Origin of the sequence: Blautia sp. HCP3S3_H10_2, from assembly GCF_052122375.1 — a bacterium.
Classification (GTDB): domain Bacteria; phylum Bacillota; class Clostridia; order Lachnospirales; family Lachnospiraceae; genus Blautia_A.
This window is the reverse complement of the sequence record NZ_JBQKCL010000009.1, coordinates 76,298-93,627: the sequence shown is the minus strand read 5'-3', so window position 1 is coordinate 93,627 and position 17,330 is coordinate 76,298. Positions and strand designations below refer to the sequence as shown.

Annotated in this window: 11 protein-coding genes; 1 reads left to right on the top strand and 10 read right to left on the bottom strand. The window is 41.9% G+C overall.

Annotated features, from left to right (window positions below; all coding sequences use genetic code 11):
- Positions 1-46: 46 nt before the first annotated feature.
- From ACTQWB_RS11535 to ACTQWB_RS11490, 10 genes are all read right to left on the bottom strand, one after another.
- The gene (locus tag ACTQWB_RS11535) at positions 47-1,528 is read right to left on the bottom strand and encodes an MFS transporter (protein WP_441501800.1); all 1,482 of its coding nucleotides are present in this window, start codon (positions 1,526-1,528) and stop codon (positions 47-49) included.
- Positions 1,455-2,615 (bottom strand): glycoside hydrolase family 5 protein, encoded by a 1,161-nt coding sequence (locus tag ACTQWB_RS11530; RefSeq protein WP_441501799.1) that lies wholly within the window; start codon positions 2,613-2,615, stop codon positions 1,455-1,457. The genes ACTQWB_RS11535 and ACTQWB_RS11530 overlap by 74 nt, the downstream gene beginning before the upstream one ends.
- A 106-nt stretch (positions 2,616-2,721) precedes the next feature.
- Entirely contained in the window at positions 2,722-4,101 is a 1,380-nt protein-coding gene (locus tag ACTQWB_RS11525) for an ATP-binding protein (RefSeq protein ID WP_441501798.1), read from the bottom strand.
- Between the two features lies 1 nt (position 4,102).
- A complete protein-coding gene (locus tag ACTQWB_RS11520) occupies positions 4,103-4,807 on the bottom strand; it encodes a LytR/AlgR family response regulator transcription factor (RefSeq protein ID WP_441501797.1) in 705 nt (234 codons plus the stop codon).
- A 222-nt stretch (positions 4,808-5,029) separates the two neighbouring features.
- Complete coding sequence (locus tag ACTQWB_RS11515; RefSeq protein WP_441501796.1) at positions 5,030-5,974, bottom strand: hypothetical protein; 945 nt, start codon at positions 5,972-5,974, stop codon at positions 5,030-5,032.
- Positions 5,975-5,993: 19 nt separating this feature from the next.
- Positions 5,994-6,440 (bottom strand): hypothetical protein, encoded by a 447-nt coding sequence (locus tag ACTQWB_RS11510; RefSeq protein ID WP_441501795.1) that lies wholly within the window; start codon positions 6,438-6,440, stop codon positions 5,994-5,996.
- Positions 6,418-9,474 carry a glycoside hydrolase family 3 N-terminal domain-containing protein gene (locus tag ACTQWB_RS11505; RefSeq protein ID WP_441501794.1) on the bottom strand — a complete coding sequence of 1,019 codons (3,057 nt, stop codon included), beginning with the start codon at positions 9,472-9,474 and terminating at the stop codon, positions 6,418-6,420. The genes ACTQWB_RS11510 and ACTQWB_RS11505 overlap by 23 nt, the downstream gene beginning before the upstream one ends.
- A 405-nt stretch (positions 9,475-9,879) precedes the next feature.
- The gene (gene larE, locus ACTQWB_RS11500; RefSeq protein WP_441501793.1) at positions 9,880-10,704 is read right to left on the bottom strand and encodes an ATP-dependent sacrificial sulfur transferase LarE; all 825 of its coding nucleotides are present in this window, start codon (positions 10,702-10,704) and stop codon (positions 9,880-9,882) included.
- 269 nt (positions 10,705-10,973) lie between these two features.
- Positions 10,974-14,150: a glycosyl hydrolase gene (locus tag ACTQWB_RS11495; RefSeq protein ID WP_441501792.1), complete on the bottom strand. Its 3,177-nt coding sequence runs from the start codon at positions 14,148-14,150 to the stop codon at positions 10,974-10,976.
- Between the two features lie 90 nt (positions 14,151-14,240).
- Entirely contained in the window at positions 14,241-15,464 is a 1,224-nt protein-coding gene (locus ACTQWB_RS11490; protein ID WP_441501791.1) for an ABC transporter substrate-binding protein, read from the bottom strand.
- A 137-nt stretch (positions 15,465-15,601) separates the two neighbouring features.
- Here ACTQWB_RS11490 and ACTQWB_RS11485 point away from each other — a divergent pair, with 137 nt between their 5' ends.
- The gene (locus tag ACTQWB_RS11485) at positions 15,602-17,323 is read left to right on the top strand and encodes a histidine kinase (RefSeq protein WP_441501790.1); all 1,722 of its coding nucleotides are present in this window, start codon (positions 15,602-15,604) and stop codon (positions 17,321-17,323) included.
- Positions 17,324-17,330: the final 7 nt, after the last annotated feature.

Below are 17,330 nucleotides of genomic sequence, written 5' to 3'. Positions count from 1 at the left end.
TGCCTGTTTTTGCCATATATGAACCACATTGTTTTTCAAATAGTCTCTATATCTGTCCCTTTCTTCTGGCAATCAGTTCCTGCTCTTCCTTGATATTCTTCTCCACATTCAGGAAGGATACCACGATAATCAGGATTCCATGTGCCGCGATCTCGAATCCCAGGAAAAAGAATGCGGCTGTTCCTTTATGGGAAAACATGGCGCTGTCGTAGAAGAAATTAAACACTGCTACTGCCAGACCATTTACCACTGTCAGCACCGTATTGTAAACCGACATGGAAATTCCATCTACGCGGTAACCAAGCTTCGCCTCCAGGTGATCCAGCACATCTGCGAACAATGCCATCATAATGTATGCACCTGGTACGCTGGATAAGCCTTTCAACGTCTGACCAGCCAGCATCACTACGAAATTATCCGGTGCCAGGAGACACACGATACTTCCTGCAATGGAAACCACACAGCCTGCCAGGATCATATTCTTTTTCCCGAACCGGTTTGCCAGAGGCCAGATAAAGAGCATACCAGCAGCCAGCGGGATTCCGCTGATCAGAGCCAGAACGGACTGTGCCATATCTGCGGATAAGGTCATTCCGAGAATATGCACTTCCTGAAAAAATTCATGACAGAATATATTGAACACGTAACCGCCTTTGAACATAACGCCAGTCTGGTACAGCATGTAGAAAATAATAATGATCCACCAGTAGGAATCGGAGGCTGCGCCTTTTAGCTGCTGTAACGTGGAAGGAGTTCCTGTAGTTTCTGCTTTATTTACTTCTGCATCTGTCTCCACCATATCCTCTTCCGTGATACGTTCTCTGGTGAAGAAGTACTCCAGGATACATCCCACAAATGCCAGTACCGCGAACATGGTCATAACCATCTGCCAGCGGTTCTGCATCACACCGTTGCTGCCGGCAGAATTGATCCAGCCCAGAATCAGCGGCATTACGATACTGCTGATCAGACCGTTTCCTGCCACCGCCGGAATATTCGAAACAACGGAAAGCTTTCCTCTCTGGTCCAGGTCACGGGTGGATAAAGACACCATCAGATAGTGGGAGGTACCATAGACCGGATTGGCAATGGCTGCAAATAAATTGTAAGTTACCACCATCCAGACCATGCGCACACCCAGACTGAAATAAGGAATGCAAAATACCAGGATTCCGGAAATCAGCAGCATTGGCGCTGCCATTAATATGTAAGGTCTTGCTTTTCCCTGCTTCGTCCTTGTTTTTCCCACCATGATTCCGATCACAATGTTTGACAATGCCATAGGGATCACGGAAATCAGCGGCAATACCGTCAGAAAAACCCTCTGATTTACAACATCCTCATAAGTCCGGTAAAAGGTAAGATAATAAGACGCTACCACGCTGGTCATGGACAGCACCAGAAGTGGTCCCAGGAAATATCCGAAGATCATTTCCCTCAATGTAACCTTCTTTTTATCGGTTCTTGAATTCAATCCAGCCGTTTTCCACACATCTTGAAAAATCCCAGCTTTCTTTCCACTTTTCATCAAGAGGCTCCTTTCGATTTGGTTTAAACTGATAGCTCCAGTAGATCCAGCCAGCACCGCTTTCCCATGCCTGAAGCTGCATGGCTGCGATTTCCAGATAACGTTTCTTCCGCAGTTCGTCTTGCGCGGCTGCCTGCGCACTCCTGTCAGAAGATTCTTCTGCAGGCTTTCCGGAAACCGCTTTCTCCGCATATTTATTACAGATACACCATTCGCCAACCACCACTGGCACATCCTTCTGGATTCTCTCTATCAGCCGCTGCTGGCTCTTTATGTAAATCTTATAAACCCACGGCATATGAATCGGCACGAAGCTTTCCATGGCAAAAATATAAATGTGGGTGTCCAGCACCACATTTTTCATATGTTCCTTACGGAAAAACCTTCCCCAGTGTCTCAGGCGGAAGCCGTCATGGAACACGATGGGCTTACTTTCCGGGAGGATTTTCCGAAGACGCTTATAGCCATTCCGATAGAAGTTTTCCAGAAACGGAAGGGGAACATAGCCGGAGCCTTTGGCCTCTTCTTTGTCCACCGCTTTTCCGGTAGAAGGTGCTGTCGCATACACAAGAAAGCTGATCGGCTCATTGAGAACTTCAATTCCATATAATCCCTGGCGCTGGCCATAACGCTTCGCCAGCCGTTCCAGTACGGTAAGGGCAAACTCCACTTCCTCTGGATTTTTGCACCATTTACATACACCGGTCAGACCGCCATTATCATATCCATTCTGGCTTCCCGGAACTGTATGCAGGTCGATTAATATCTGCAAGCCATACTTCTCTGCCCAGTCAAAGGCTTTGTCCAGATATTCCACACATCCGTTAAAAGGTGGTCGGTCACCGAATATAAAGTATGGAACCGGAATGCGCAGCAGCCAGATTCCCTGCTCTTTGATAAATGCGAAGTCCTGCTCCGTAATAAATGTATCACGATGCTCCTTCATCTTTTCTTTTAACTCTGCGGGATTCATCTTCCGATTCAGCCAGACCTCATCCTCTGCACCGGTTCCCTCGAACAGCTCTGGCAGCATCCATTTCTCCAGGACAAGCCAGTTGCCTAAATTGACACCTTTTATTTTTTTCATTTATACTTTCTCCTCATATTTAAAAAAGCATTCCTACAATCCGCATGCCTCTCTTTCAAAATGCCATCACCGTAGGTGATTTGAAATGCATATTTGCGAATCTTTCCTACCTCACAGGCAGCATAATCTGAAGCGAAAACGTATGGTTATTCACACTGATCCGGATATCTCCGCCATATTTCTTCGCGATCATCTGCATGCTTTTCACACCATAGCCATGATAACCTTTGTCAGCCTTGCTTGTTACCGGGAATCCGTTGCGGAATTCCAGCTCACCATCGAAATAGTTATCAATAAAAATGTGAAGCATACTGCCCCGTTCCAGAACCGCTACATTGATTACTTTTTTCTCGTTATCTTCGTACCTGGAAACACATTCAATTGCATTATCCAGGCCATTGCTTACTATTGTGTAAAAATCGAGCACATCAATGATGTCCATATGTTCTGCATGGATATTGCAGGAAAAACGGATGCCCTGTCTTGTACATACAAAACTTTTTTCTGTTAGAATAGTATCCAGCACATCATTTCCCGTCTTCACATGGGCATCATAAAACTGTACTGCTTCTTCTGTCTCCTTGAAAAGCCGGTCTCTTTCTTCCCCCTGAACCAGCTTCAGTGCCCGGATCTGCCGTTTCAGATCGTGGCACTTCTGGTTGATCAGATCCACATTTTCACGGCTGAAATTGTACTGCTGCTCCTTTTCCTTCTGAAGGATCTGGATCATCTTTTTTTCCTGCTGCAAGGACAAAATCCGGTATGTCATGCTCTGCAAAAGGACGATTACCAGATTGACAACCACATTTACCGCAATGCAAAAATACGGTACTGCCGTATGGGAAAATACTTCTATCCCACCAAACATTTTGCCACCAGCCTGCCCCCAATGGAAAATAAGACTTGTCACATCTCCCATTACTGAAATAAAAATATAAATCATCAGATAGATAAAAAAGGTACGCCAGTCCTCTTCCACTACGATCTGTCCTCTGACATTTTTCCGTACAAGAAGCAGGTATGCCATCATGTCAAACAGCGCATAACACAGAACTGTCATCACAATATACAGAACTGTATGCTCCGTCTGCAAGGAAGGAAACCACTTTTTACAAATCAGATATTGGAGAACAAGAGTCGCCAGATTTTCCAGTGCAAGTCCAAAAATACACTGGAACATAAGATTGCATACGGTTACTTCATAGCAATAATAGATAAAACACATAGACACGACGCCGATCATCAGCCACCAGCCACCGGTTATCAAAGAGGCGCTCGCAGAATTTCCGACTATTTCCCGGAACATGTACATCGGAATACATAGCAGCGCAAACAAAAGGATTCCCACTCCCCCCGTCAGCACTCTCCTCATAAAATGTTCCCGGTGCCTGGCTGCGTGCTCCACAAAAATCAACTCTGCGCTGACCATTCCCAACAGCACGCGATAAACATCAAAAATGTCAAGAAAGGATATATTTTCCAACATTTTATTCCTCTCCCCTTATGTATTTCAAATATTCTTCCTTTAATTTTTCCTTGTAATTCCGCCCTACCGGAAGAACATGCTCTCCTACGGTTACCTCTTTGCTCAACACTTTGCTTACATATTTCAGGTTCACAATATAAGAGCGATGGATCCGCACAAAATTATATTTTTCCAGTTCCTTTTCTATCTCAGAAATATTGCCTCTGGATCTGTAATCTCTTTTTGTAGTGTGAAAATACAGATAATGAGAAAGTACTTCTACATAGATCAGTGCCGGAAGCCGTAACCTTCTGGTTCCTTCCGCAGTCTCTATTTTTATGGTGTGTTCCTTCTTCTGGGCTGCCTTTGCCACCGTTCTGTGAAATTTCATGGAAAAATCGTAGTAACTTACAGGCTTCAGGATATAGTCTACCGCATCTACCTCATAACCGTTAATGGCATACTGGGCGATATTTGTCACGAAAATAATGGTCACATTAGAATCCGTCTCTCTTAGCTTTCTTGCAGTATCAATTCCGTTGATTCCCGGCATATCAATATCGAAGATGATAATGTCAAAAATCATCTTATAATTTTTCAGAAACTGCTCCCCAGATTCGAAAGTCACCGTCTCCAGCTCAATACCGGATTCCTCTCCGAATCTTCCAATATAATCCACTAATGTCTGGCGCATTTCCAGTTCGTCATCTACGATCGCTACGTTCATTTTTCCACACCTTTTCCCAAGTACAGATTTACTTAACAGCAACACTTCAATTTATCTGCCCAATTATATTTTTGCCATTAACAGCCATTGAACAGTTGCTTTTATTTTTTAATATAACATACTTGATTTGTGTGGTCAAACAAGGCTTCCGACCAGCCGGAAGCCTTGTTTCTATCTGTTACTGTTTTCTCTTTTTATCTTTTACAAGACTTCAATATTTCCTTATTTCAGTGCATCTGCAAGTGCTGCTGCCTCTACAGTGAAGTCTCCTGTAAGCTGGTCGCTTTCGCTGTATTCATAGTGGAATTTCACATTGTCGCCATCTGCCTCAGATTTTGTCTCTTTTCCATTTGCATCTGTGATGGTAAGAGTCTGGGAGTCTGCATCATAAGCATAGGTTCCGTTGTCTTTTACATCATAGCTTGCGAAATAGAATTCATAAGTTCCATTGTCATATAAGGTAAAGGTTGTCTGCTCATCATCACTTGGAATTGCGATCAGTTCATTTCCAGCTGCTGCGCTGTCAGAAGCCGCTGCATCTGCTCCATCTTTTGTTTCTTCTGTCTCATAATCTTCCGGATGGAGATAATTGTAGGTTACGATTTCGTCTTTATCATTTACCGTAAATACGGTTTCCGGAACCATGGAAGTCATCTCCGGCAGATCATCGCTGTCATAGGAACCGTCCTCTGTATTTCCAAGGACATTCATTCCTGCAGCTTCTTTCATCTGAATTGAATAAGTGTCTGTGAACATATCATGATGTACATGCTCCGGAGTATCAATTGTTATAGTGTCATCTCCATTATCTGTATAGGTACCTTCTGCAGTTGTTGTCATGGTAAAACCGATTCCGGTATCATCCCCGACCTCTGCTCTCTTTCCATTTTCCACGCAATAGCAATCGGAAACAAGCTTATAACCATCTTTTCCATCCAGCGTAAGATCAATCTGTACATATACACGGCTGTCGTAGGAAGTCATTCCTTTCATATCTGCACTTATGAACTGGAAGTTCGGCATTTCCTCTGCATTTCCGTCATTGAGATTGTAAGTAACGCTGTAGGTTTTCTCCTCTGTACCCTCAGCAAATACGGTAAGTCCGCTGCTGATCACTCCTGCTGCCATGATTCCTGCTGTTAAAACTGCTGCTACTGATTTTTTCATTCTAGATTCCTCCGTTTTATTATTTTATTTTCTGGGGAACTCTGCAAAAGCTCCCCACAACATTAAAGATCATTCCCAGAAGCATAGCTCCGGAAGCTGCCAATGAGTAATAGATGGCTTCCTCGCCGCCGTGACCGGAATCGTAATCTGTAACAATACAATTTCCGATTCCCTCTACACGGTCTCCGATCAGAAGGATCGCGCCTGCTACAAGCAATGCTGTTATGGCAAAGGTAAGAAACCGTGTCCACATTTTATCTCCCCATTTTACCATGGCAAGCAGGGAAAAGATTTCCATGCCGATTCCTACCAGGAAAAAGGAAAGAATCATAGGAGAATTCATTTCTCCGAATTTGTAATATCCTGTGGTGTAGCTGACGAAGAATAAAACAAGACCAACTATATTCAGGAGCAATGACAGAACTCCCATAACAAATTCCAGTCTACTGAATTTTCTCTGGTTCATCGTTTTTCTGCTCCTTTCTGTATTTCAAAATAAACATTATCAGGAATACGATAAACAGTACAAAGCTGATTCCCATTGCCAGCTGCAATGCCAGGATCCACCATGCGATTGCTCCTGTTGCATCTGTTTTTTCAGAAATTCCATTCATTACACTACTGTTTACATAGGTGTACAGATATCTGTGGTAAGATTCCCTTACGCCTGCCTGGATCACCAGATCATCTGCTACTTCATCCTCTGTATAACCCCATACGGAAACGTTGTTGGAGCCTCCCAGCATTCTGTCATTTCCAGCCACCAGACATTCAGATGGAAGGAAATACTTGGCAGATTTTACAGAGTCTGTAATTACATAGCCCTTGAATCCCCATTCACCGCGAAGAATACCGTTCATAAGACCTTTACTTGCTCCTACGTGGGTGCAGCCAAGACGGTTGAATGCGGTCATCAGGCTGTTTGCGTTTCCATCACGGAATGCGATCTGGAATCCACGAAGCTCATTTTCTCTTGCGGCCTGCTCTCCTAGGAACACAGCCACACCATCACGGTTTGTCTCCTGATCATTAAAGGCAAAGTGTTTACCAGCAACTACCATTCCATAAGCAACTGCCTGTCTGTAAACATTGGCTCCCATTGCTCCTGTCAGGATCGGATCCTCGGAATAATATTCCAGGTTACGGGCGTTGTACTGGTTTCTGTGAATATTTAAGCCTGGTGCATTCCATTCTGTATATCCATCCCATAAGCCTGCATTTCCGATCAGACGTCCCTGCTCACTGGAAAGCTCATGGCTGAAGGTTGCCGCTACCACATTTTCACTGACATAAACAGCGGTGGAATGTCCATAGGACGGGTCGTCTTCTGCAACTTCATAAATAGTTCCTGCGGTGTATTTTCCAATGGTTCCAAGAAGTCCCACAGGGCTGTCTGCACCATTTTCTTTTGGCATAACGATATCTTCATTGGAATTCATCAGAGCACAGTAGGTGTTCAGCATATCCTGAAGGCTGACCTCATCAAGCACCTGGTCATACAGTGGATCGTCATAATCAAGTCCCCGAAGCTGGATTGCCTGGACATTGTTGTCTGCCCCATAGGTAAATTCTGTAGGACCGTCGTATGCAGCATTTTCCCCTTCTTTGTCGTAAATCTCATTGCGAAGAAGGCGGATCATTTCTTCAGTTGCTGTGATATCGCCAATTCCGGTTGGGAAAGTATGTGACCAGTCACTTCTGCTTAAGTAATTGATTTCTGTGCCGCAATTATAGGAATTCAGATCTCCATCTGTTAGCTGGTTCTGAATGGTGGCACCGTTTGACTCGGTCAAAGTAAGCTTGGAGTCTACCGCTTCTTTATATACTGTTCCTGTAGGCTCTGCATCTTTCATCTTATCCGGGTACTGCTCTTTCAGAACAGCCTGGACTGCATCATGGGCACCATTTCCGGTTGCAAAATAATAATCGCCAGCTTCCAGAATGTAGGCACCTGTAACGCCATCATGTTCCTCTGTCGTATCATAAGAATAGAAATCTGTTGCTGTAAATGTAATGGTTACATCTTCACTTTCTCCTGGCTGAAGAAGTACTACATCCTCGAAGGATTTCTCCTGTGCTTCCCCTGTTTTTCCAAAACCAACCAGCTGAATCGCGGATTTCTCTACACCGGCTTCTTTGTCATAGTCTGTATATGGAAGAGAAACATAAAGCTGTACTGCATGTTTCGCTGCGTTATCGCCTGTGTTTGTTACTTTTACAGTCACCTCAGACTGAGTTTCCCCACTCCAGTCGATTTTTGCATCTGTGATTTCTTCTGAGAAGGTGGAACCTTCCTGTCCGTATCCAAAGCTGTAGGATACTTCGTTGTCGTAATCCCATACTTTTCCACCATCTACAGTTTCCCCTGTCAGAGCCTGGGATGCATTTCCCTGCTCCAGGATAGAATCAAAGTAACGTGTTTCATAGTATTTGTAACCGATGTAGATTCCCTCTTCTTCTGCCAGATACCATCTGCTTCGCAGGGCATTGTTGGAAGAAGTGTCAATGTCATCTGCATTTGTAAATACATATGCCCCATAGTCCCGCATTGCCGGTGCAAGTGCAGCATTTACTGCGTATGTATCGGTAAGATGTCCGGATGGGAGCACGGAGCCATTCAGAAGCTCTGCGATTCCGTATGTTCCATAGCAGCCCGGATTGCCGATCCAGAGAATGCTGTCTACTGCGTCATCCTGTTTCAGTTCTTCAATCTCCATTGCACATGCGGAGTTAAGAAGAACCACAATTTTCTTAAAGCCCTGGTTTTCTACATAGTTGATCAGCGCTCTCTCTGCATTTGACAGGCTTAAGATGTTTCCGGTAGGACTGTTGGAAAATTCCTCCGGATCTGCGATTCCGTCTGATCCTGGGTAAAAGCAGGCACCTTCGCCTGCGTCTCTTCCGAGAACTACGATTGCTGCGTCTTTGTAGCCTTCCATGGAATCCGGAGAAACTGCAAAGTATTCTTTTACAGGAACTTCGTTCACGGTAGAACCTTCGTTTGTATCTACGCAGTTGCCACCGGCAGCTTTGGTCGGCGCATATGTTTTTTCCATATCCTCGTAAAAGGAAACCATCGCCGGATTTACAGAAAATCCGTATTCCTCCAGTGCGTCAGCCAGCCGCACTGCCTGCTTGGTTTCTACCAAGGAACCCATGGAGCCGCCGTACTGCATTGCCTGGCTGCGCATTCCGAATAAGGTAACTCCGGTTCCATCAACAGCCGGTGTACCTTTCAGTGCCACCGCACCTTCGGCTTCCATTCTGGTATTCAGGGCAATTTCTGCTTTGATCAGATCTGCCGGATCTTCATAATCAGACTTGTAATAGTAGTCATCGGGATTCTGGCTTTTCACAAAAGTGTCATCCGAAATGCCCAGAAGCTCGTTTACACGGCCTTCCCAGCTAAGTGCCACTGACATGACGGTTCCGAACAGCACCATCAATGCAAGGAAAATGCTGGCAAGTCCACGGAAAATGTGACTTCTTTTTTTCTTCATCTCTTTCCTTTTACCTCCTGTTTTTACTATGAAAGTCCTGTGCGGCAGCCATGAATTCACCATGCTTGCATGGTGGATTTATGGATATCGCACAGGCTAGACTATATGAGTAAGTAGGGCGATAGCCCGGATTACGAATACAGTCGTTGATTGTGGGAGCACCAGAGGTGCGGAACAATCGACTTTCATATTGTGATGTCTGCGTAAGCAGACATTTCCGTTTGCTGAAATTTATCTTATCGGACTTTGTTTGGAAAAGAAAGGAAATGGCATGGATGACAGGATTTGTGGCGCGAATGAACCTCTCAGGAAATGCTTATATGCGGTTTAATAAAAAATGTGGTGAAGAAAAATATCTCCAACGACACTTTTCTCCACCACAACGTAAATTGCCTGATCTGATTTTTATTTCTTCAAGGTCTCATTCATACTTCCCATGCGATACCCCTGAAGATCCATTGTTACATAAGAAAATCCGTACTCTTTAAATGCTTTCACGATCTGCTCTCGGTTATCCAGCACCTTTGGCAGCTCATCCGGCAGAACCTCGATTCTGGCAAGTGTTCCGTGAATACGGACGCGGAGCTGATGGAAACCAAAATCCAGAAGCAGCTGCTCCGCTTTATCTACCATGCCAAGCTTCTCCTTTGTAATGGTCTCGCCATATACAAAACGGGAGGAAAGACAGGCAAAGGACTGTTTTTCCCAGGTTGGAAGCCCCAGGTCTTTGGACAGTGCACGGATATCATCTTTATATAATTCGCTGTGACGCAGCGGACTCTTTACCCCAAGTTCTGCAACTGCCTGCAGACCTGGTCTGTAATCCCCGTTATCATCCATATTGGAACCTTCTGCCACTGCATTCAAGCCCTCTTTTCTGGCAATTTCCCAGATTTTCTCAAATAGCTCTTTCTTGCAGATATAGCAGCGGTTTGTTGGATTCTGGCAGAATCCCTCGATTTCCAGTTCCTCAGATTCTACCGTAATGTGGCGGATTCCCTCTTTTTCGCAGAAAGCTTTCGCCTCCTCCAATTCTCTCTTTGGAAAAGAGCAGGACATAGCAGTGATTGCCAAACATTTATCCCCCAGCACATCATGAGCCGTTTTTAAAAGAAATGTAGAATCTACGCCGCTGGAAAAAGCTACCGCTACGCTTCCCAGACTGCGTAAGTACTCCTTAAGGTTTTCATATTTATTCTGCTGTTCTTTGGTTGCGGTTGTTTCACTCATATTGATTTCCTCCTGCTGCAGTTTATTTCTAAACAGGAATCTCTCCTAACAGTAAACAATAAACAGCTAGGACTTCCATTCCCATAGATCACATTTGAATTATGTTACTATAAGATACCCTAGTATGTCAATAGGGTTAGTTGCACTTAGTTTTAGGTATACAATAAGAAAAAGCAAAGCTGCCGCTTTACAAATTTGCGTAAAGCGACAACTTCGTTTCATACTTAAACTCACATATTTAATACTACATTTTTAAGATCATTACATGCTTATCCAATAACATTTAAAGTAAGTGGTCCCACAATACCGCCGCCCATAACAACCGGATCAGCTCCCATTGAACCTTCTACAGTTTTACTATAGTATTCATATTTTGCATTTGCTTCAGGATCTGCTAAATAGGCTTCTCTTAAGCCAACACGACGGTTATGTCTCAGTGGCTGCACATGAATTTCAAGAGTATTTTCTCCCTCTGTAAGAGCCGAAGTAATATCTCTTTCATATGGTGCATATACAAGCTGACCAAGATTAACACCATTTACAATAATCTCTGCTGCATACTTGGTTTCGCCAAGACTTAAAACAAGAGATTTTTCCCCGTTTGTATAAGGAGCGAGATCATCTATTGTAAAGGTTGTATTATAAATGCCCTCATCACTTACGTATTTTAATTCTCCATTTTGGAAGGAATCATCTCCCCAATCACCAAGAACATCTCCCTCATAAACTTTTGTTTCTGCAGTATCAGAAGGAACATTTGTACCAATGTTATCTGCAGTAACAGTAAGGGTAACAGCACCTGTTTCGACAGTAGAAGCTGTCTCGCTGACAAGCGCTTCTGGTTTCCCGTTTTCAGCAGTAGAATATCCATTTCCTTCTGTTTCACAAAGCAGAATAATAGAGGAATCTGGTTTCAATTCAAGAGAAAGTGTACCGGAGGAAATATCTGTACTATAAATTTTTCCCGTATTCTGATCAAGAAGATAACCATTGCAAAGACCTTCAGCAATCTGAACGTCAACCACATTACTGTTTTCCTGATCCAGATTACGGATATAAGCAACTTCGCCGCCGCTTTCAAGGGTTCTTCTGTTCATTCTTACCTGCTCATTAGAAGCATAGGTGATTTCCGGATCTGCAACTTCTGAAAGGCTTGCTTTTAATTCATCCGCAGTGGCTACAGTCTTTACAGATTCCTGTTTCTGCATATCAGCAGAAAGTTCACTGATATGGGCATCTGCTTCCTGATAAGCTCCATCAAGATAACTTGGCTGGCGATTTGGCAGTTCTCCAAAAAATACGATATTCGCACCTTCCTCAGAAAGCTTTTCCAGACTTTCCATAGTTGCTGTCGGAAGAGACTGTTTATCAACAATAAGTGCATCATAAGTAATTCCGGAAGCTGCAACAGTCAGTTTTCCATTTTCTGTGGAAAGCTCGTTCTGAATCACATCGTCATTCATAACATCATATAAATATCCCTCTGTGTTCAGTGTATTAATCGTATCATTCGCCTCAACAGAGCCAAATAATGGCATGTAAACTGCTACATCCGCACTCTGGGTACCAGCCTGCATCACATAATTATTACGTGCACTGTACATATTCAGAGTTTTGTAATAATCAGAGAGAGAATCTGTTTCATTTGTTTCGATTCCTATAGTCGGCCATGCACGCCATCCTTCTTCTCCCCATACACCTGCTTCTTTCTGTTCATCAGTGCCATAGTACGTAGCATTTAATCCATGATAGAAGAAATTGGTAACACCTGAAGTAGCCATAAGATCATAGCCTTCTTTAATAAAGGACGGTGTTAACGTATAAGGTGTACTTCCTAAAGTATATACCTCAGAAGTAATAAGATTTTTTCCATAAAGGTGTGCACCAGATGTAACACGCTTTAACTGAAGCTCATCCAATCCTTCTGTTTCCGGAATATCTACGTATTTGGAAGATTTTAAGGTATCAATTGGCGGATTATAGGCCTGCTGTCTGTAGACAAGACCATAATTTGCCAATGTTTTGCTGAAGCTTTCCATACCTGACTGGAATGCCTGGTCGATTAACTGCTGGAAATCATACTTGATTCTGGAAATTTCATCTTCACTTAAATCATAGGTAAGTGGATTATTTGCAGTTGTCTGATATGTGATTTCCGGGTTCTCCGGATTCGCTACCATACCAAGGTTAAAATTGGCAGATCCGATGTCATACATAATCGGCAAATACTTGGAAAAATCATAGCCGAGAATGTTATTGCTGTCAGCTGCTGCTTCATAAATTTTATCATTATAAAAATTATCATTATGGAACTCGTAACTGTCATTAAATGCAGCACGGAGGGTATCATTGTACTCTTCGGTAATTGTATGCAGATCACTTGGATATTCGTCATTTCCCTCAATCCAGTTCTTTACATATGTTGCAACTGCATCTGCATCCAGATGATCTACTACATAGTCTCTTTTATCTGGATTATAGTGTAATTCTGTAATTCCGACGCTATTAGAATCTTCATTGTAAAGACCAATGATTTCATAATCTCCTGCTTCGTCTGGGGTAAACGTTATTTTTCCGTCTTTAATTTGATCTACAGGAATAACCGTTGTTTTCCCTGGATCTAAAACATATTGTTTGGTATAAGATTTTGTAACCTCTTTTGTTTCCGGATCATAAAAATTCAGTGGAACAGGCTCCGCGTCAGGATCTGCGTTTTCATCAGATGCACCAAACATCCCTGCATTCGGATCAATAATATTGGCGCCTTCTGTGCTTACAATTTTTGAAATGATAACGGCCTGGAGTTTCGCATTTGTACCAGTCCAGGTTCCTTCTGTTCCATCAGGCGCACAGTAAGCATATGCAAAAGGAGTTAACTGAGTAAGATATAAAGAACTGATTTCAACAGGCGGCACATCCTGTGTGCATTCTTCACCAACAGCATCTTCTTCAATGGAAACCGTTGTTCGTCCAAGTCCCATATTTCCCATGGTGTCTTCCTGCTGAACGGAGTCGTCACTTGCACAATAGCCTGAACCGATATTCAGATCAACTGTAATTCCTTTTTCTGCCGCTGCAGCAACCACAGCTTTTAATTTTTCATAATATTCAGGAGTATCGTAATTTAAAATATTTTCCAGATCTTCCTGAGCAGCTTCTGTCATTACATATCCATTATTAAATGGATTGATTTCTACCGTTCCAAAATTGTTTTCTGCCAGGTATTCAATCTGTGCAATAAGGTCTTCTGTTTTTGCTGCACCACCAGGCCACCACCAGCGTACTCCCGGGCGATACTCCATTCCGGGTTCTTCAAATTCAGCAGCACTGATTGATGATTCTTTAAGATTTGTTCCCTCTGCCATGACAAGGGCTGGGGAAAAAGCGCCTGCAGTCATAGCTGCACTGATAAAAAGTACAGTACCTTGTTTTGTTGCTTTCTTCATATCCTTCCTCCTTCAAAATTTAATTGGTAAGTTGATAATAACAGAAGACGGAAGAACTATTGTTAAAAAAATGATGTACAAATGTTAGGTCTACTTTTCTATTTCTGCCTGCATGGCCCCAGTAATGTCAGAAATACTTTCAGTCGCTCCGGAAAGATAGGAGGATAATTGGTATTCCATGACTATTTCCACCTCGTTTGGCCATTCCTGATTGCAGAAAGGAAAAACTGGCAGATCAGAGAATTTTTCATCAGAGAATGCAGTTCTTTTCGAATTATTATATTGCTGAAGCTTATTATTATAATTTACAAGAACATTCTTCAAAAAAACGGTGTATTCTGACGCTGCACTAATACTCAAACCACCGACATAAGACTCACTGGCATATAATTGTTCTCCCCTGTGATTGGCAGGGAACGGAGCAAAATAAAATGTATTTCTTAAAGAATCCGTGTTAATATATGAATTGTAATTAAGAGATGTATCAAACATCATAGCCGCATTTCCATTCAGTAATTGTGCGGAAGCTTCTTCCATATTATAGGTTAGGCATTCTTTACTTATATAATTCTGTTCAAACAGTGAAATATAAGTTTCAAATATATGATCCCAGGTACCAGGATCCGTGAATTTAGCAGTGCCAGACCGAAGCTTACTGTCATATTCTGCAAAGTAAGGATACAGCTGATTGGCGGCAATCTGATAAAGAGGATACTGAAAACTGGATTTATTGTGTCCCTCAATAACCAATGGCTGAATACCATACTCCTTTAGTTTTTCACAACAATCTAAAAAATCTTCCCAGCATTCCGGATAAGAGAGTCCGTATTTTTCAAAAACAGATTTGTTATAAGTAAGCCCCAGCGTCATTTTCAACTGGGCTTTTCCATAAACATTTCCCTCAGAAACGAGAAGATTTTCTTCATTGCCGTCAGAAGAATTTTCTGATATTTTATAAAGAGGATATAAATAGCCGGCAGGGCCAAGTTCTTTTACGCCGTTAGGACCTGCATAATCTAATTGAACATCAATGATATCTGCTGCCTGCGTGGTAGAAAGACGACTCTTTAAAATTGTGTAATACTGATCTTCCGGATAGGAAAGTATGTCCAATCGTATTTGCGGATATTCTTCTTCAAAGAATTTTTTTAAAGAAGTCTCTGAGTATAACGGAGTCATAATTGTTATACTATCAGGAACTTCTTCAGCTGATTCAGATGCTTTTACTGTGGCTTGAGATACTGTTAGCGTACAGACACCAGCCAAAAAAACACCAGCAAGAAAAGGGAAACGAAAAAGGCTGCGAATTTTCATTGACATAAACTCCTTATCGATTGTAACAAAAAGTAACTTAAGCAAATAAATTTTATGGCTTAAATTATATCTGTATGTAAGAATAAATACAAGAGTATGCATGAAATGGTTGCTCTCAAAAAGGAAAGGACTAACGAATGAAACTTCGTAATAAATTTTTAATCATATTTCTGATCATATCTGTTCTTCCAGTGCTTATAACATCATTATATACCTACAGTCGATACCGGCAGCTAGCTGATACCCAAACCAGCCAGGTATCTGATAATATTTTAAAAATATGTACCTCTCATACAGAAGAATCTCTGGATGTTCTTGAACATATTCTGGAGGCACTATACTTGCCAGGAGAAAACCATAATTCCATTATAGATAACATCCAACGCTACCGTAATACAAATCACATAACAGACAGTAAAGACATTTTTCAGAGCAATGAAAAAGTACGCATATCTTTGCAGAATTATTATTATAACAATAATGATCTGAACGGTATTTTTCTTTTTTTACCAAATGGAACAGTTCTGGGAAGTGGTTACGGAAATGGAATCAATGTAAAGCCTGAATATGATCCGTTAGACAACGACTGGTATAAAAAAACGCTTTCTTTACACGGCGGAACCTATCTGTATGGTCCCTGTAAAAAAGATTTTTTTGATGGGAAACCTTCGGAATCCATATCTTTTTGTACTGCACTTTATGATATATATGATAAAGGTTTTCTGGGCATTTTAATGGTCGACTGCAATCCCCATTTTTTAAGCCTTGAGGAAATAAATCCAATGCCACTTATTGCCCGTCTTGTTATTTATAATAATGATCAGATTGTTTCTTCAACAGATTCTTCTGTTATCAAAAATGGAAACGTTTTGGAATATGAGCAAAAATTGACTCTGGATCCACTTGTTTTAAAGGTATTCATTAATCAGGAAGAACTGTACAGACAATTTGGCATTACAAAGATCACGCTTGTTGCAGTAATACTTACCAGCATTATCGTTGCAATTTTGATTTCCATGATATTAGCAAACAGTCTTACAAAACCGATCACTACTTTAAGCGATTTAATGCTGCAGCCAGAAGAGACTGCAGATGTATCAGTAGTTCCGTATTTTAATCTTAACAACGAGATTGGGATTTTGTATGCTTCCTATCAAAAAATGCTGGATGACAAGAACCTTTATGTGAAAAACGAGCTGGAAAACAAACTGATTTTACTGGATTCGCAGATGCGATCACTGGAGTCCCAGATAAATGCTCATTTCTTATATAATACACTGGAATCTATTAACAGCATCGCCACACTTGAAAGAATCCCTGCCATTTCCACAATGTCAATGGCACTTGGCAGAATGTTCCGTTATAGTATAAAAACAGAAAGTGAACTGGTTCCTCTCCGGGAAGAATTGCGTCATACCGCAGACTATTCCATAATTCAGGAAATTCGTTTTAATCATCAATATACCCTGAAAATAGCTGTTCCTGAAATTTGCAAAGATATTGTAGTCCTGAAACTAATTCTTCAGCCCCTTGTTGAAAATGCCTTATATCATGGATTAAATTACTGTAAGAATGGAGACAAAATTCAGGTAACTGCCAGAATAGAAAAATCTGACATGATATTAGCTGTAGAAGATAATGGAATTGGTCTTTCTCCTGAAAAAATTTTCCAGCTCAAATCACTGCTGAATAAAGAACCTAAATTTTCAGAATTAGGACAACGCTGTGCCCAAAGCATAGGCATAAAAAATATACATACCCGTATTCAGTTGTATTACGGAAAAAATTACTGTTTATTCCTGGATGAGCAGCCGGAAAAAGGTGCAAAAATTTCAATACGCGTTCCGATTTTACAGTAGGAGGCAG